Annotated in this window: 21 protein-coding genes; 10 read left to right on the top strand and 11 right to left on the bottom strand. The window is 67.0% G+C overall.

The window, feature by feature from the left end; all coding sequences use genetic code 11:
• Positions 1-1,332, top strand: a complete 1,332-nt coding sequence (locus BLV60_RS07200) for an adenylosuccinate synthase (RefSeq protein WP_093052185.1) — start codon at positions 1-3, stop codon at positions 1,330-1,332.
• Positions 1,333-1,349: 17 nt separating this feature from the next.
• A complete protein-coding gene (locus BLV60_RS07195; RefSeq protein WP_081269111.1) occupies positions 1,350-1,874 on the top strand; it encodes a phosphoribosyltransferase in 525 nt (174 codons plus the stop codon).
• A 40-nt stretch (positions 1,875-1,914) separates the two neighbouring features.
• Here BLV60_RS07195 and BLV60_RS07190 read toward each other — a convergent pair whose 3' ends face one another.
• Positions 1,915-2,364 (bottom strand): VOC family protein, encoded by a 450-nt coding sequence (locus tag BLV60_RS07190; protein WP_093052182.1) that lies wholly within the window; start codon positions 2,362-2,364, stop codon positions 1,915-1,917.
• Positions 2,365-2,454: 90 nt separating this feature from the next.
• Positions 2,455-3,303 carry an AraC family transcriptional regulator gene (locus BLV60_RS07185; protein WP_093052179.1) on the bottom strand — a complete coding sequence of 283 codons (849 nt, stop codon included), beginning with the start codon at positions 3,301-3,303 and terminating at the stop codon, positions 2,455-2,457.
• Positions 3,304-3,391: 88 nt separating this feature from the next.
• Between BLV60_RS07185 and BLV60_RS07180 the strand changes: the two genes are divergently transcribed.
• On the top strand, positions 3,392-4,585 hold the full coding sequence (locus BLV60_RS07180) for a PLP-dependent transferase (protein WP_093052176.1): 1,194 nt from the start codon (positions 3,392-3,394) through the stop codon (positions 4,583-4,585).
• 114 nt (positions 4,586-4,699) lie between these two features.
• The gene (locus BLV60_RS07175; protein ID WP_093052173.1) at positions 4,700-4,903 is read left to right on the top strand and encodes a hypothetical protein; all 204 of its coding nucleotides are present in this window, start codon (positions 4,700-4,702) and stop codon (positions 4,901-4,903) included.
• A 65-nt stretch (positions 4,904-4,968) separates the two neighbouring features.
• Here the strand turns inward: BLV60_RS07175 and BLV60_RS07170 are convergent, their stop codons facing one another.
• On the bottom strand, positions 4,969-5,613 hold the full coding sequence (locus tag BLV60_RS07170) for an arylesterase (RefSeq protein WP_176928734.1): 645 nt from the start codon (positions 5,611-5,613) through the stop codon (positions 4,969-4,971).
• Between the two features lie 36 nt (positions 5,614-5,649).
• On the opposite strand from BLV60_RS07170, the gene BLV60_RS07165 reads away from it, so the two are divergent.
• The 4 genes from BLV60_RS07165 to rlmB are packed head-to-tail and all read left to right on the top strand — an operon-like array spanning position 5,650 to position 8,685.
• Complete coding sequence (locus tag BLV60_RS07165; RefSeq protein WP_093052161.1) at positions 5,650-6,360, top strand: ABC transporter ATP-binding protein; 711 nt, start codon at positions 5,650-5,652, stop codon at positions 6,358-6,360.
• A gap of 55 nt (positions 6,361-6,415) precedes the next feature.
• Positions 6,416-6,907 carry a hypothetical protein gene (locus BLV60_RS07160; RefSeq protein ID WP_093052158.1) on the top strand — a complete coding sequence of 164 codons (492 nt, stop codon included), beginning with the start codon at positions 6,416-6,418 and terminating at the stop codon, positions 6,905-6,907.
• Between the two features lie 4 nt (positions 6,908-6,911).
• Entirely contained in the window at positions 6,912-7,895 is a 984-nt protein-coding gene (locus BLV60_RS07155) for an inorganic phosphate transporter (RefSeq protein ID WP_093052157.1), read from the top strand.
• A gap of 43 nt (positions 7,896-7,938) precedes the next feature.
• Positions 7,939-8,685 carry a 23S rRNA (guanosine(2251)-2'-O)-methyltransferase RlmB gene (gene rlmB / locus BLV60_RS07150; RefSeq protein WP_093052154.1) on the top strand — a complete coding sequence of 249 codons (747 nt, stop codon included), beginning with the start codon at positions 7,939-7,941 and terminating at the stop codon, positions 8,683-8,685.
• Between the two features lie 12 nt (positions 8,686-8,697).
• Here rlmB and BLV60_RS07145 read toward each other — a convergent pair whose 3' ends face one another.
• The 3 genes from BLV60_RS07145 to BLV60_RS07140 all read right to left on the bottom strand — a co-directional run bounded on the left by BLV60_RS07145 (position 8,698) and on the right by BLV60_RS07140 (position 10,881).
• Entirely contained in the window at positions 8,698-9,894 is a 1,197-nt protein-coding gene (locus BLV60_RS07145) for an NAD(P)/FAD-dependent oxidoreductase (protein WP_093052151.1), read from the bottom strand.
• 115 nt (positions 9,895-10,009) lie between these two features.
• A complete protein-coding gene (locus tag BLV60_RS34310) occupies positions 10,010-10,180 on the bottom strand; it encodes a hypothetical protein (protein ID WP_176928733.1) in 171 nt (56 codons plus the stop codon).
• A 110-nt stretch (positions 10,181-10,290) separates the two neighbouring features.
• Positions 10,291-10,881, bottom strand: coding sequence for a helix-turn-helix domain-containing protein (locus tag BLV60_RS07140; RefSeq protein WP_093052148.1), 591 nt, complete (start codon positions 10,879-10,881; stop codon positions 10,291-10,293).
• 48 nt (positions 10,882-10,929) lie between these two features.
• Here BLV60_RS07140 and BLV60_RS07135 point away from each other — a divergent pair, with 48 nt between their 5' ends.
• Positions 10,930-11,451 carry a GNAT family N-acetyltransferase gene (locus BLV60_RS07135; RefSeq protein WP_093052145.1) on the top strand — a complete coding sequence of 174 codons (522 nt, stop codon included), beginning with the start codon at positions 10,930-10,932 and terminating at the stop codon, positions 11,449-11,451.
• A gap of 3 nt (positions 11,452-11,454) precedes the next feature.
• Here the strand turns inward: BLV60_RS07135 and BLV60_RS07130 are convergent, their stop codons facing one another.
• From BLV60_RS07130 to BLV60_RS07115, 4 genes are read right to left on the bottom strand one after another with little or no spacing between them, the layout of a single operon-like run.
• Positions 11,455-11,931: a DUF3237 domain-containing protein gene (locus BLV60_RS07130; protein WP_093052142.1), complete on the bottom strand. Its 477-nt coding sequence runs from the start codon at positions 11,929-11,931 to the stop codon at positions 11,455-11,457.
• A gap of 13 nt (positions 11,932-11,944) precedes the next feature.
• Positions 11,945-12,916: an aldo/keto reductase gene (locus tag BLV60_RS07125; protein WP_093052139.1), complete on the bottom strand. Its 972-nt coding sequence runs from the start codon at positions 12,914-12,916 to the stop codon at positions 11,945-11,947.
• 39 nt (positions 12,917-12,955) lie between these two features.
• Positions 12,956-13,555 carry a chromate transporter gene (locus BLV60_RS07120; protein ID WP_093053164.1) on the bottom strand — a complete coding sequence of 200 codons (600 nt, stop codon included), beginning with the start codon at positions 13,553-13,555 and terminating at the stop codon, positions 12,956-12,958.
• Positions 13,552-14,121 (bottom strand): chromate transporter, encoded by a 570-nt coding sequence (locus BLV60_RS07115; protein WP_093052136.1) that lies wholly within the window; start codon positions 14,119-14,121, stop codon positions 13,552-13,554. Before BLV60_RS07115 ends, BLV60_RS07120 begins: the two co-directional genes overlap by 4 nt.
• Before the next feature lie 85 nt (positions 14,122-14,206).
• Between BLV60_RS07115 and BLV60_RS07110 the strand changes: the two genes are divergently transcribed.
• Positions 14,207-15,130, top strand: a complete 924-nt coding sequence (locus BLV60_RS07110) for a YihY/virulence factor BrkB family protein (protein ID WP_093052133.1) — start codon at positions 14,207-14,209, stop codon at positions 15,128-15,130.
• 8 nt (positions 15,131-15,138) lie between these two features.
• Here the strand turns inward: BLV60_RS07110 and BLV60_RS07105 are convergent, their stop codons facing one another.
• Positions 15,139-15,690, bottom strand: a complete 552-nt coding sequence (locus BLV60_RS07105; protein ID WP_093052130.1) for a DUF924 family protein — start codon at positions 15,688-15,690, stop codon at positions 15,139-15,141.
• Positions 15,691-15,750: the final 60 nt, after the last annotated feature.

The following is a 15,750-nucleotide window of genomic DNA, read 5'->3' as shown; positions in this document are numbered from 1 at the left end:
ATGAGCGTAACCACCGGAAGAAACGTGGTCGTCGTCGGCACCCAATGGGGCGACGAGGGCAAAGGCAAGCTGGTCGACTGGCTGACGGAAAGCGCCCAGGGCGTGGTCCGCTTCCAGGGCGGCCACAACGCGGGCCACACGCTGGTCATCAACGGTGTGAAAACCGCGTTGCACCTGATCCCGAGCGGCATCATGCGGCCCGGCGTCAAGTGCTACATCGGCAACGGCGTGGTGCTGTCGGCCGCCAAGCTGTTCGAGGAAATCGAAGGGCTGGAGAAGGCTGGCGTCGAGGTGCGTTCGCGCCTGCGCATCAGCGAGGCCTGCCCGCTGATCCTGCCGTTCCACGCCGCGCTGGACATCGCGCGCGAGGCCTACCGCGAAAAGGGCGGCATCGAGAAAATCGGCACCACCGGCCGCGGCATCGGCCCGGCCTACGAAGACAAGATCGCCCGCCGCGCACTGCGCGTGCAGGACCTGAAGCACCCTGAGCGTTTCGCGGCCAAGCTGCGCGTGTTGCTCGACCTGCACAACCACGTGCTGACGCAGGTGCTGAGCGCCCCGGCCATCGACTTCGACGAAGTCTTCAACGAAGCGATGAAGCACGCCGAGCTGCTCAAGCCCATGATGGCTGACGTTTCACGCGAGCTGAACGACGCGCACAGGAACGGCGCCAACCTGCTGTTCGAAGGCGCACAGGGCACGCTGCTCGACGTCGACCACGGCACCTACCCGTACGTCACTTCCAGCAACTGCGTGGCCGGCAATGCCGCTGCCGGTTCGGGCGTGGGCCCGGGCATGCTGCACTACATCCTCGGCATCACCAAGGCCTATTGCACGCGCGTGGGCGGCGGTCCGTTCCCCACCGAACTCGACTGGGCCACGCCCGGCACCCCGGGCTACCACATGAGTACCGTGGGCGCCGAAAAGGGCGTGACCACCGGTCGCAGCCGACGTTGCGGCTGGTTCGACGCCGCGCTGCTCAAGCGCTCGGCGCAGGTCAACGGCCTGTCGGGCCTGTGCATCACCAAGCTCGACGTGCTGGACGGCCTCGAAAAGCTCGAGCTGTGCACCGGCTACGAACTCGACGGCGAAATCACCGACATCCTGCCGATGGGCGCTGACGAGATCGAGCGCTGCACGCCAATCTACGAGACCCTCGAAGGCTGGAGTGAAAGCACCGTTGGCGTCACGCAGTACGACAAGCTGCCGATCAATGCGCGCCTGTACCTGCAGCGCATCGAGCAGGTCACTGGCGTGCCGATCCACATGGTGTCGACCAGCCCCGACCGTGACCACACGATCATGATGCGCCACCCCTACCTGGCCGACTGAAGAGGAAAAGAAGAACCATGTTGACCGAAGACGGCAAGCATCTCTATGTCAGCTACGACGAGTACCACAACCTGATCGAAAAGCTCGCGATCAAGGTGCATCAGTCGGGCTGGCAGTTCGACACCATCCTGTGCCTGGCGCGCGGCGGCATGCGCCCTGGCGACGTGCTCTCGCGCATCTTCGACAAGCCGCTGGCGATCATGTCGACCAGCTCGTACCGCGCCGACGCCGGCACGGTGCAGGGTCACCTCGACATCGCCCGCTTCATCACCACGCCCAAGGGCGAGATCGCCGGCCGCGTGCTGCTGGTGGACGACCTGGCCGACTCGGGGCACACGCTGCATGCCGTGATGGACATGCTGCGCAACAACTACCCGCCCATCACCGAGCTGCGCAGCGCGGTGATCTGGACCAAGGCGCTGTCGACCTTCACGCCCGACTACCAGGTGGAATTCCTTGCCACCAACCCGTGGATCCACCAGCCCTTCGAAGGCTACGACTCCATGGGCGCCGAGAAGCTGATCGAGAAGTGGTCGGTCTGATCCATCGGCCGACCCTTCGGCAATAAGCAGCGCCGCCGGCTCACCCGGCGTCGCTGAGCATCGCGGTGTAGCGCCGCTGCATTTCTTCCGGCGTCAGCTTCTCGATGCTGTGCCCCACGTTCCAGCGATGGCCGAAGGGGTCATGAAAGACGCCGGAACGTTCCCCATAAAACTGATCCTGCGGCGCCATGTTCAGCGTGGCGCCTGCGGCGACCGCGCGCGCCACCACCGCGTCGGCATCGTCCACGTGCAGGTGCAACGTGACGGCCGTGCCGCCCAGCGTCTTTGCGCTGTGGATGTTGAATTCGGCAAATTCGTCCGAGATCATCAGGATCGCGCCATTGTTGAAGTCCAGCTCCGCATGGCCGATGCGGCCGCTCGGCTCGGTCAGGCGAAAGATTTCCTTCACCTCGAAGACCTTGCAATAGAACTCGATGGCTGCGCCGGCATCGTGGACGCAGAGGTACGGAAACAGTTCGTGGATGGCCATGCTCTTGTCCAGTCGGGTTGATGAGACGGCTGCGATTCTGGCGACCGTTGCTTTTCAGGTCTTGAACAAATTTGACCTGCGGGTGAGTAGTCAGATTCGCACATGCCGGGACGATGCTGGCGCTGCTCGCCGGTACGCCTGCGGCGACATGCCGGCGATGGCCAGGAAATCGCGGTTGAAGTGCGCCTGGTCGCTGTAGCCGGCCTGCAGCGCCAGATCGACCCAGGGCTGGGTGGGGTCCATGGCGAACTGCCCGATCACGCGGTCGAAGCGCAGCATGCGCGCGTACTGCTTGGGCGCCAGGCCGGTCATGCCGCGGAACAGAGCGATGAAGCGCCGGTGGCTGTAGCCGCTTTGCTTCACCAGTTCGCGGATGGCGCCGGCCTGCGCATCGTCGTCACGGGCGCGCGCCCTTGCCATGCTGGCCAGTGCCTGCGCCACCGCAGGATGCAGTCCGTGCATGGCGGAGGCGGCGAGGCGCGCGCCCAGCAGGGCATCGGCGATCGCGAGTTGCCGCGCCAGCGAGTCGGTGCCGTGGAACTGCTCTAGCGCGAAGTCAGCGTCCGCGCCCCAGAGCGCGTCCAGCGATGTGTGCCGGTCGGCCAGCGCGTCCTCGGGTACACCGAGCAGCGCCTTGGCCGCGCCCGGCTGCAGCATGGCGCCCACCGAGCGCGTTTGCACCGACACGTCGCGCACGAAAAACGCCGAGCGGGCTCCGCCCACCATGGCATGGCCCACCGTGAAGCCCCGCGCATCGGCATCGTCCTGGAACAGGCGCAAGGGCGGCCCCGAAAGCCGGAACACGAGGTGCATGCCACCCGTGGGCAGCACGTGTTCGCGCGCGCCCGGCCGTCCCTCGTGCGGCCCATCGGGCGCGCAGGCCCACAGGAGCCGCACAAAGGGCCGCAGATGAGGGGAGGGTGGTCGGGTCAGCTGCATGCGCGGGAAGTGTCTGCCGAGCCGCCACGCGGCGCAATCACCCCGCCCGCGAAATCCCCGGATGCGGCGCTCGCGCTAGCATCGCTCCATGAGCAAGCCTTCCACGACCCTGATCCACCACCCCTACGTTCCGCCAGCCACCTTCGCCGCGCCGCAGCCCGGCGTGTTCAAGGCATCGACCGTGTTCTTCGCCGACGTGGCCGCCATGCGCGCGCGCGACTGGCGCACCAAGGCCGGCTACACCTACGGCCTGCACGGCACGCCCACCACCTTCACGCTCGAAGAGCGCCTGGCCACGCTCGAAGGCGGCACCGAATGCCTGCTCGTGCCCAGCGGGCTGGCGGCCATCTCGCTGGTGTCGTTCGCCTTCCTCAAGACCGGCGACGAGGTGCTGATCCCCGACAACGCCTACGGCCCCAACAAGGCGCTGGCCACCGGCGAACTGGCGAATTTCGGTATTACCCATCGCATGTACGACGCGATGAATCCGGCCGACCTCGCGGCCAAGCTGTCGGACCGCACGCGGCTGGTCTGGGTCGAGGCGGCGGGCTCGGTGACGATGGAGTTTCCCGACCTGCCTGCGCTCGTGAACGTTTGCCGCGCGCGCGGCGTGATGACCGCGCTCGACAACACCTGGGGCGCGGGCCTGGCCTTTGCGCCTTTCGATTTCAACGACAGCGGGCAGGGCGTTGACATCTCGGTGCACGCGCTCACCAAGTACCCGAGCGGCGGCGGCGACGTGCTCATGGGCAGCGTGATCACGCGCGACGAGCGGCTGCACCGCGCGCTCAAGCTCACGCACATGCGCATGGGCTTCGGCATCGGCGTGGGCGACGTAGAGACGCTGCTGCGCTCGCTGCCCAGCATCGCGTTGCGCTATGCCGCCCACGACCGCGCGGCGCGCGAGTTGGCCGGCTGGCTCAACGGCTGCGACGAGATCGCGCAGGTGCTGCACCCCGCGCTCGAAGACTCGCCCGGGCACGTGCACTGGCGCGCGCTGTGCGGCGCGACCGACCTGGCCGCAGGCCTGTTCTCGGTGGTGTTCGACGAGCGCTACAGCACCGAGCAGGTCGACCGTTTCTGCGACAGCCTGCAGCTGTTCCGCCTCGGCTATTCGTGGGGCGGTCCCATCAGCCTGGTGGTGCCGTACGACATCGGCCTGATGCGCGATGCCTCCGTGGCACGCTGGCCTTACAAGGGCACGCTCGTTCGTTTTTCGATCGGCCTCGAAGATGTGGAGGACCTGCGCGCCGACTTGCAGCAGGCGCTGGCGCGGATGTAAAAAATCGCTTCTCGCTCTCTGGGAGCGTCAGTGGGTACCGTCTTGGGACTGCACCGTTATCGCTTACAGTAGGCCACGCGCAGTCACCCTGACTGCCTCGCCCAAGGAGAAGCAGTGGCAACACCCAATTACGGCTACGAGAAGCGCCAGAAAGAGCTGGCCAAGAAGAAGAAGAAGGAAGAAAAGCTCCGGGAAAAGGCGAACCGCAAACTCAATCCGAGCAGCGACGGCTTGGCCCCCGGAGATCCGGAAACCGACGTGGCCTCGCTCGAACGCGATCCACCCACGGTGCCCGAGTTGCCCACCAAGAACGGTTGATCCGCTCCTGGCGTACCCATCAAGAAGCCGCCGCAGGCCTGCGCCTGCGGCGGCTTTTTTCTTGATTATTTCGGCAGCAGCTTGCGCAGCTCGGGCCAGACGTTGTCCAGCAGTTGCGGCTGCGCCGCGGCCGTCGGGTGGATGCGGTCGGCCTGGAACAGCGAGAGCGCATCGGGCGCATCGGCCACGCCCTTGAGCAGGAAGGGCACGAGCGCGGACTTGGTCGCGCCCGCCACCTTGGAGAACACCGCTTCGAAGCGCCGCGTGTAGTCGCCGCCGTAGTTCGGCGGCACCTGGATGCCGACGATCAGCACCTTCGCGCCCGCGGCCTGCGCGGCCTTGGTGATCTGCATCAGGTTGCTTTCGGTGTCGGAGAGCGGCAGGCCGCGCAGCGCGTCGTTGGCGCCGAGCTCCAGCACCACGTGGCTGGGCTTGTGCTGCGCCAGCAGCGAAGCAAGGCGCGAGCGCCCGCCGGAGCTGGTGTCGCCGCTGATGCTGGCGTTGACCACGGTGGCCGCGATCTTCTGCTGCGCAAGCCTTTTTTCCAGCAAGGGTACCCAGCCTTCGCCGCGCTTGAGGCCGTACTCTGCGCTCAGCGAATCGCCGAGCACCAGGATCACCGGCTTGCCAGCCATCGGTACCTGGGCCTGAGCCTGGGCCTGCGCCGCGGTCGTCCATAGCCCCGCGCTGCCGAGCGCGGCGGTGGTCAAGATAAAGTCACGTCGATTCAAAACCAAAGCCTTTCCATGTCCCAACCCCCGTCTGATGCAATTGTCGCCGTCGAGCATGTCTTCAAGTCCGTCACCGATTCGGCCGGCACGCTGGACATTCTGCAGGACATCGATTTCACCCTCGGCGCGCGGGAAACCGCGGCCATCGTCGGCGCCTCGGGCTCCGGCAAGAGCACGCTGCTGTCGATCATCGCGGGGCTGGACACGCCCACGCGCGGCACGGTGCGCATCGCCGGCGAAGACATCTTCGCCATCGACGAGGACGAGCGCGCCGCCGTGCGCGCGCAGCGCGTGGGCTTCGTGTTCCAGAGCTTTCAACTGCTCGGCAACCTGAGCGCGCTCGAAAACGTGATGCTGCCGCTGGAGCTGGCCAACCGCAAGGACGCGCGCAAGGCTGCCACCGAAATGCTCGGCCGCGTCGGCCTCGGCCAGCGGCTCGGGCACTACCCCAAGGTGCTCTCGGGCGGCGAGCAGCAGCGCGTGGCGCTGGCCCGCGCCTTCGTGGTGCAGCCGGCGCTGCTGCTGGCCGACGAACCCACCGGCAGCCTCGACTTCGCCACCGGCGAGCAGGTGATGCGGCTGATGTTCGACCTCAATCGCGAACTCGGCACCACGCTCGTGCTCGTCACCCACGACCGGGGCATCGCGGCCCGATGCGAGCGACGCATCACCATCGAGGCCGGTCGTGTCGCACTTAATGAAAAAGTGGCTCTGGCGCCCGCCTGACAAGCGCAATAAGCTATTAAACATAAGTAAATAGCCAGCCACACAGGAGATATTCATGGAGGAGCTTCCGACCGACGCCGTCCTGGCGCTGCAGCGCGGCAGGATGATCGAGGCCATCAAGATCGTGCGCGCCCGCACGGGCGTGGACCTCAAGTCGGCCAAGGACGCTGTCGATCGCTACGCCGACAGGCTGGAGCGGGGAGAAGGCGAAGCCAGCGGACGCGGTGCGCCTGCCGCCGCCATGCAGGACCGCGGCTTCGCCTCCATGCCCTCCATCGCACTCGCAGCCCTGGCGCAGGGCAACAAGATCGAGGCCATCCGCCTCACGCGCGAAGCCACGGGCCTGAGCCTGTCCGCGGCCAAGCGGCTGGTCGACAACCATGACGATCCGGCGCTCGGAAGTTTCAGCCCCCTGACCCAGCACATGCCCCGCCGCCAGATGGACGAACCGGGCCGCGTGCATGGCGACGGCTACAAATGGCTGCCGGCGTTGATCATCGTGCTGGCGGCGGTCATGGCCTGGTTGTTGATTGCCGGAAAGGCTTGAGTCGATGATCGTTCCCCAGTTCTGGGCCGAAGGCCGTATCCAGGAGAGCGTGGCCGGCAAGCAGTTCACCGTGCGCCGCTTCGGCTGGTCCGACGAGAGCCCGCTGGCCGCGCAGGCGCACGCCGACCAGCGCACGCGCGATGCCTTCGATCGCATCGTCCACAAGGGCGAGAAGCTCGAGCGCCGCGAACGCAAGATGCCCTACAACGGCGCCGACGGCATGCCGATCCGCGAGGAAATCGTCGAGCGCCAGGGCGACACCGTCATCACGCGCAACACCTACGGCGCGCGCTGCCTCAACACGCCCGACGTGCTGTTCGTCGACATCGACTTCGAGGAGCCCTTGCGCGGCAGCGTGTTCGGCTTTGCGCTGGTGCCGGCGCTGATCGCCGGGGTGGTCGGTGGCTGGGCCGCCAAGACCTGGCTGGGCGGGCTGATCGCGGGCATCGTGGTCTTCGTCGTGGCATGGGTCATCGGCCAGCGCAAGAAGCGCGGCGAGCACAGCGGCAACCCCGCGCCTGAGAAGCGGGCGGCCGAGCGCATCGGGCGCTTCATGCAGCAGCACCCCGACTGGCACCTGCGCATCTACCGCACGCCCGCAGGCTTCCGGGTGCTGGCGATGCACGATGTCTTCGATCCGACCGACACCGCGGTGGCCGACTGCTTTCATGCAATGGGTGTCGACAAGGTCTACGCACGCATGTGCCGCAACCAGAAATGCTTTCGTGCCCGGGTGAGTGCCAAGCCCTGGCGCATCGGCATCGGCGAACACATGCGGCCCCAGCCGGGCATATGGCCGGTGTCGCCCGAGAAGCTGCCTGCGCGCGACGCCTGGATCGCGCGCTACGAAAAGGCAGCTGAGGGTCACGCGGCCTGTCAGTACCTGGAGAGCGTGGGCAACGGTGCGAAGGTGCATCCGAGCGCGCTGGCGGTGCAGGAACTGCACGACGAGCGCACTCGCGCGCTCAGTGGTTTGCCGATCGCCTGACCACGCGAAATGGCCAGGTCCCGGGGGTAGGGATAATCCAGGGATGTCTTCCCCCAAAGTGATCTTCGGCTTCCATGCCGTAGGCGTGCGCATCAAGACCGCGCCTAAATCGGTGCTCGAAGTGATGTTCGACGCCAGCCGGCGCGATGCGCGCATGAAACAGTTCATCGCGCGTGCGCAGGAGGCCGGTGTGCGGCTGGTCGAGGCCGACGGCCTGCGGCTGTCCAAGCTCAGCGGCAGCCACGGCCACCAGGGCGTGGTGGCACGGGTCGAACCCGTGGTTCAGGTCCGCTCGCTCGACGAACTGCTCGAAGGCCTCGAAGAGGCCGGCACCGTGCCCCTGTTGCTGGTGCTCGACGGCGTGACCGACCCGCACAACCTCGGCGCCTGCCTGCGCGTGGCCGACGGCGCCGGCGCGCATGCGGTCATCGCCCCCAAGGACCACGCGGCCGGCATCAACGCCACCGTGGCCAAGGTGGCGAGCGGCGCGGCCGAGACGGTGCCGTACTTCATGGTCACCAACCTCGCGCGTACCCTGAACGAACTCAAGGAACGCAACATCTGGTGCGTGGGCACCAGCGACGATGCCCCGGGCACCATCTACCAGAGCGACTTCAAGCGCCCCCTGGCGCTGGTGCTGGGCGCCGAAGGCGAAGGCATGCGGCAGCTCACGCGCAAGACCTGCGACGAGCTGGTGAGCATTCCGATGGCCGGCGCGGTCGAGAGTCTGAATGTCTCGGTGGCCAGTGGCGTGTGCCTCTACGAGGCGATGCGCCAGCGCGGCGCCTGAGCGCCGTCTCTTTTAGCTTTTGGGCAGCGATCCACCCTTGCGGTGGAAGTAGATGAGCTCCGCCACCCGCCGCATCTGCGGCGTGCCCAGCAGGTGGTCGAACATCCAGTCGCTCTGGAAATGGTCGAAGGCCCAGCGCAGCGCGCGCTTGAGCCGGAAGCCCGGGTAGCCACGAACGAACCACGTGGCCGGGTCGCCGGCCTCGCCGCGCACGAAGCGCGCTACGGCCTCGCCCGCGCGCTCCCCGTGCAGCAGCGCTGTGTGGATACCGCCGGCAGTCACCGGCGACACCATGCCCGCCGCATCGCCCACCAGCAGGGCCCGCTCGCGCGCCACCACCGGCAGCACGCCGCCGCACGGGATCATTCCCGCACGCACCGCGACCGGCGGGGCGTCGCCGGGCGTGACCACCGAGGCAATCTTGCGCAGCAGCGGATCGAGCTTCAGCGCGCCCGCGCTGTTGTGCACCGTGCGGCGCGCCAGCCCGATCTGGCTCACGCCGACCCCGTCGAGCGCCCAGCCGATATAGCCGGGCGCGAGCTTGCGGTCGATGAAGCAATGCAGCAGGCCGGGCGCCATACGCGCGCCCTGGTACTCGTGCTCGATGCCGTAGAGGAAGCGCGTGTTGCGCGACAGGCCCAGGGCCTTGGCAACGCGCGAGTGGGGGCCGTCAGCGCCCACGAGGTAGGTGGCCGTGATGCAGGGCCCTTGCGTCACCGGCACTTCCCACCGGCCGTTGAGCCACAGCGCCTGCTCGAACAGCGTGTCCAGCCGCACGTCGACGCCGCTGGCGCGGGCCGAGCCGACCATCCAGTCGAGCAGGGCGGGCGCGTCGGTGGCCCAGAACCAGTAGCCCGGCGCGTGCAGGTCGACATGGCGCATGTTGGGCGCATAGAGCCGCACGCCTTCGATGCGGCGCACTAGCGCGGGCGGCACTTCGGCCAGCCACGGCACGCTGTCGACCGCGTCCTTGACGATGATGCCGGTGGTGTGCAGCTTGGCGCCAGCACTGCTCTTCTTCTCCAGCACCATCACGCTGAGGCCTGCAAGGGCCGCGGCCCGGGCACAGGCCAGGCCCGCAAAGCTCGCGCCCACGACGAGAAGGTCGACCTTGATGTTGCCGGGGCTTGCTGCCGGAGCCGGGGCCGGCTGGGGCGCTGTGCAGGATGAGGAGGCGAGGGGAGAAAAGAAGCTGGAAGAAGTGTGCATGGGGCAGCCAACTGGATTCGATGCGCACCGCGGTCTGCGGTGCGCATGCGAAGTTAGCTACGCCATGTGCGTGCGGCGTGAAGCCTGTGTGAACCTGATGGATGCACCCGGCCGGTCAGGACGGATCCTTGCCACGCGTGCGGCTCACCGCGCTGAAGATGCCGATCCCCAGCAGGATCACTGCCCCGATGCCGATGTAGAGCGTCGGCACGCCGGCGACGGAGGCGCCCCAGATGAGGCCGCCCAGGAAGATCACGAAACCGATCATGTAGAGCGCGAATGACATCGTCGTTCCTCTGGAAGCTGAGATGCCTTGCAGTATCCCGAGGGGTGGCAGGTGCCACACAGGCGTCGACCGCCAGTGCGTGTCGGAGCTTGCCTACCCTGCGCGTGCGGCTACTCCGGGCTTGCCGCCAGCAGATAGCGGCAGGCGGTGCGCCCCAGCGCCTTGAAGACCAGCGGCCGGTCCACGCCGAAGTCGAGGCAGTCGCCCGGTGCGAGTTCGAAGCGCTCGTCGCCGTAGTCCACCCGCAGCGCGCCTTCGAGCATCCAGAGGCATTGCCGGTAGGGCTTGCCGCTCCAGCGCGGGTAGTCGACCTGCGCCGAGCGCGGCAGCTCGACCTCGACCAACTCGACGCCGCTGCCCGCATGACGCTCGGCGACCTGGCGCCGCAGGTAGCCGGCTTTCGGGTCGCGCCAGACCTCCTGCTCGGCGCGCGTGCGCAGGCGCTGTGGCTGCTCTTTCTCTTCCGTCAGGAGCTGCGCCAGCGGCACCCCGAGCCCGGCGGCCAGCCGGCCCAGCAGCACGGCCGTGGGGCTGCTCTGCGCACGCTCCACCTTGGAAATCATGGCCTTGCTCACGCCCGAACGCTCAGCCAGCTCCGCGAGGCTCAGTGCTTGCGCCTGCCTCAGCGCCAGCAGCCGGGTGGCGATGAGCATGTCGATGTTCTGGCCGGGCGCGTCGGCAGGAGATGAATCGTTTCTCATATGAGATTATTATTCTCCTATATTGAACGAAATTTCAACGAGGACACCATGCGTCTCATCCCCTGCACAGAAGAAGCGCATTCCGCCGCGATCCTGGCCATCCTCAACGAGGCCATCGTCACTTCTACCGCTCTGTACGACTACAAGCCGCGCACGCCAGAGAACATGGTCGCGTGGTTCGCCACCAAGCGTGCCAACGGCTTTCCCGTGATAGGTGCCGTGGACGATGCCGGCAACCTGCTGGGTTTCGCCAGCTACGGCACGTTCCGTGCCTTTCCCGCCTACAAGTACACGGTGGAACACTCGGTCTATGTCGACAGCGCGCACCGCGGCGAGGGCCTGGGCCGCACGCTGATGGAAGCGATCATTGCCGAGGCCATCGCGCGCGACGTGCACGTGATGGTCGGTGCCATCGATGCAGCCAACGCCGGCAGCATCGCGCTGCACGAGCGCCTGGGCTTCGAGCATTCGGGCACGGTGCGGCAGGCCGGTTTCAAGTTCGGCCGCTGGCTCGACGTGGCCTTCTACCAGCGCATTCTTGCGACGCCGATGAATCCGGTCGACGGCTAGCAGCTAGATCAGCGCGAAGAAGCGCATCACCACCTCGGCCGGGTGGCGCACACCGGCGCCGACGAACATGCGCTCGTTGATCCATTTCAGCGAAGGCGAGGCGGTCTCGAAGCGCGGGCTGCAGCGGAAGTACACCTGCGACGGATCGACCGGCTCGCCGCGCAGCAGCTTGCCCATCACCTCGGGCGAGGCCGAACGCACTGCATGGTTCTGCACGTAGACCATATCGCCGGCATCGGTCTCCAGTCCATAGCGCGCATCGAGCTCGGAAAGCGTGTCGCTCACGATCAACTGAAAGTCGCTGCCGCCCGGCAGCACGCGCGCCCGCCAGCCGTGGCCGATGGCTTCGCCGCCCGTGATCGGCACCACGCGGCGCAGTCCGCGCGGGCTGTTGCCCAGCACCTGCGGCAGGCCCACCTCGACGCGCAGGTCGACGAAGTGCTCGAGCGCGGGCGCTGCGATGGTGTCGAACACGCTCATCGCCGGGAGCCGCTCAGGCAGCGGGTTCTGCTTCAGCGCTGGCGCGATCGAGCATCTCGATGGTGCCCGCGTCGAGCTTCAGCTGCGTCGCGACCACGAGCTCTTCGAGCTGCGCGATGGAGGTGGCGCTGGCAATGGGCGCCGTCACGCCCGGCCGCGCGATCTGCCAGGCGATGGCGACCTGGCCCGGCTTGGCGTTGTACTGCTGGGCCACCTTGTCGAGTGCGTCGAGGATGCGCAGGCCGCGCTCGTTGAGGTACTTCTTCGTGGTGTTGGCGCCGCGCGCGCTCTTGGCGGCATCGGCCTCGGTGCGGTACTTGCCCGTGAGGAAGCCGGCGGCCAGAGCGTAGAAGTTGATCACGCCCACTTCGCGCTTGATGCACAGCGGCTCCAGCGCATCTTCGAACACGGCGCGGTCGTACAGGTTGTACAGCGGCTGCAGGCTTTCATAGCGGGCGATGCCCAGGCGTTCCGACACGTCGAGCGCTTCGGCCAGCCGCGGCGCGCTGTAGTTCGAGGCACCGATGGCGCGCACCTTGCCTTCCTTGATCAGGTCGTCGAAGGCGCCGAGCGATTCTTCGAGAGGCGTGCCGGCATCGTCGTCGTGCGACTGGTAGAGGTCGATGTAGTCCGTCTGCAGGCGCTTGAGCGAGGCCTCGACGGCTTCGCGGATGTACTTTGGTGCCAGGCCCACCTTGCCTTCGCCCATCGGCTTGCCGACCTTGGTGGCCAGCACCACGCGGTTGCGCTTGCCGCTGTGCTTGAGCCACTTGCCGATGATCGTCTCCGACTCGCCGCCGGTGTGGCCCGGCACCCATGCCGAATACACGTCCGCGGTGTCCACGAAGTTGAAGCCCGCATCTAGCCAGGCATCGAGCAGCTTGAACGACGCCGCTTCGTCGACGGTCCAGCCGAACACGTTGCCGCCGAAGGCGAGCGGGGAAACCAGGAGGCCGGAGCGGCCGAGCGGGCGGAGTTGCGACATGTCGAGTGTTCCTGAAGAAGAAATAGATGAGACGAAGGATCAGACGAAGCCCACGGCGCCCAGCGCCGCTCCGGCGCCGAGCAGCCAGAGCAGGTGAATGCGCGTGCGCCAGACGATAAGGGCGGAAACGCCGGTCAGCAGCCACAGGTGCCAGGCAGGCGCATTGCCGGCATGGTTTCCCGCAGCCAGCACCCAGCCGGTGGCAATCAGCAGGCCCACCACCACGGGCGCCATGCCCTGCTTGAAGGCGCGCACCTCGCGGCGCGTGCGGTTGCGGTGGCCCCAGCGCGTGGCGAAGTAGGTGAGGGTGGTGCTCGGCAGCATGATGCCGACCATGGTGAGCATCAGCCCGAAGAAGCCGAGCAGCCAGGCCGAGGGCCCGGCGCCGATGCCGCCGCCCGCGTTGAGCCCGACGTTCCAGCCCATCAGCGCCACGAACAGCACGTTGGGGCCGGGCGCGGCCTGCGCGATGGCAATCGAGGAGCTGAACTGCGCGTCGGTGAGCCAGCTGTGCTGGACCACGAGGTAGCGGTGCATGTCGGGCACCGTGGTGATGGCGCCGCTGATCGACAGCAGCGACAGTAGCGCGTATTGACCGAACAGGGCCAGCCAGTCGTGCCATTGCATCGTGATGGTCATGGCGCGATCTTCTTCCAGGTCCACACGCAGGCGACGCCGCCGACCGCCAGCAGCACCCATCCGAGCGGGATCTTGAACACCGCAATGGCCACGAACACCAGCGCCATGAAGGAGAGGCAGGTTGCAAAGCCCAGCGGATGCTTGCGCAGCTGCGGCACCAGCTTGATGCCGGTCGCGGCAATCAGTCCGCCCGACACCGCGCCCATGCCGCGCAGCGCGGCCGCCACCTGCGGGTTGCCGGCGAAGTGCGCATACAGCACGGCCAGCGCAAGAATGACGACCAGAGGAATGGTCAACATGCCCGCCAGGGCGGCGAGCGCGCCGCGCAATCCGAAGTAGCGGTCGCCGATCATCAGCGCGAGGTTGATCACGTTGGGCCCCGGCATCACCTGCGCCACCGCCCAGTCTTCGAGGAACTGCTCGGGCGTGAGCCATTTCTTCTTCTCGACCATCTCGCGCTGGACGATGGCGAGCACACCGCCGAAGCCCTGCAACGCGAGCCAGGTGAATGAAACAAAAAGGTCGCGTGACGACTGGGGCTGGGCAGCGGGGGGAGACGGGTGCATGTGGAGCGATTATCGTAGGCACGCTTTCAACATGCCGGGCGCCGGATCGACATGGCGCCGGGCGATTCCACAGGGACACTTCAGCATGGTCAAGCAACTGCGCGCACTCTTCGATCTCTGCCAGCGGGCCTTCAACTCCTGGTCGAACGATTACGCCCCGAGCATGGGCGCCGCGCTGGCCTACTACACAGTGTTCTCCATTGCACCGCTGCTGCTGATCGTGATTGCGGTGGCCGGCCTGGTCTTCGGGCAGGAGGCCGCGCGCGGCGAGATCTTCGCGCAGCTCTCGGGCCTGATGGGCGAGCAGGGGGCGGCGGCGGTGCAGGGCATGCTGAAGGCCGTCAACAAGCCGGCCGAAGGCATCGTCGCCACGGTGATCGGCATCGGGCTGCTGGTGCTGGGCGCCACCACCGTCTTCGGCGAACTGCAGGACGCGCTCGACCGCATCTGGCGCGCGCCGGCCCGCGCCAAGAACAAGGGGCTGTTCAACATGCTGCGCGTGCGGATGCTGTCGTTCAGCATGATCATGGGCATCGGCTTCCTGCTCATGGTGTCGCTGGTGGCGAGCGCCGCGCTCGCGGCCCTGGGCAAGTGGTGGTCGCCGGTGTTCGGCGCTTGGGAGACAACGGCGCAGGCCGTCAACTTCGTCTTCAGCTTCGCGATGGTGACGGCGATCTTCGCGATGATCTACAAGATCATGCCGCGCGCCAAGGTGCAGTGGCGCGACGTGTGGGTGGGGGCGGCAGTCACGGCGCTGCTCTTCACCGTGGGCAAGCACCTGATCGGGCTGTACATCGGCAAGAGCAGCGTGGCCTCGGGCTACGGGGCGGCGGGCTCGCTGGTGGTGGTGCTGGTGTGGGTCTACTACTCGGCGCAGATCTTCCTGCTGGGGGCCGAGTTCACCTGGGTCTATGCGCGTACCTACGGCTCGATGAAGGACACGAAGGGCATTGCCGACCTGAACCCGTCGCCGACGCGCAACGTGCCGCTGCCGCACAACGACACCTGAGCCTCGCTTCAGCCGGCGAAGCCGCCTTCGTCGAGATACTTCTGCTCTTCCGCCGTGGTGCTGCGCCCCATCATCCTGTTGCGGTGCGGAAAGCGGCCGAAGCGCGCAATGATGTCCCGGTGCAGCACCGCGTAGCGCTGCGTGTTGGCGTCGAGCGCGGCGTTGAGCTCGACCGAGCGCTCCTGCTCGGCCAGCACTTCGGAATGCATGAAGGGCAGGTAGAAGAAACGTCGCAGCACCGGCTCGCACTGCAGGTCGAAGCCTGATTCGACTGCCTGCTTCGCCACGGCCAGCGCCTTGCCGTCGGTGGCCAGCATGTGCGGGCTGCCGCGCCAGGTGTTGCGGGGAAACTGGTCGAACAGCACCAGCAAGGCCAGGGCGCCTTCGGCGTCGGATGTCCAGTGGTCGAGTTCGCCACGGGCTGCGGCCTGATGAGCGTGCGAGAAGCGGGCGGCGAATTCGGCGTCGAAGGCGTCGTTCTTGGCAAACCAGCGGTCCGGGCCGGCTTCGCGCCAGAAATCGACCACGTCGCGGGCGGTGGGGAGGGCGTTGAAAGTCATCGTTGCATTTTCTTTCAGCCTTTCAGCCCTTTATCAGCCGTTAGGCGGCCGTCAAAGTCG

This window comes from Variovorax sp. YR634, from assembly GCF_900106655.1.
Lineage (GTDB): Bacteria > Pseudomonadota > Gammaproteobacteria > Burkholderiales > Burkholderiaceae_C > Variovorax.
The sequence above is the reverse complement of the archived record's forward strand: the minus strand, read 5'-3'. Positions and strand labels throughout refer to the sequence as shown.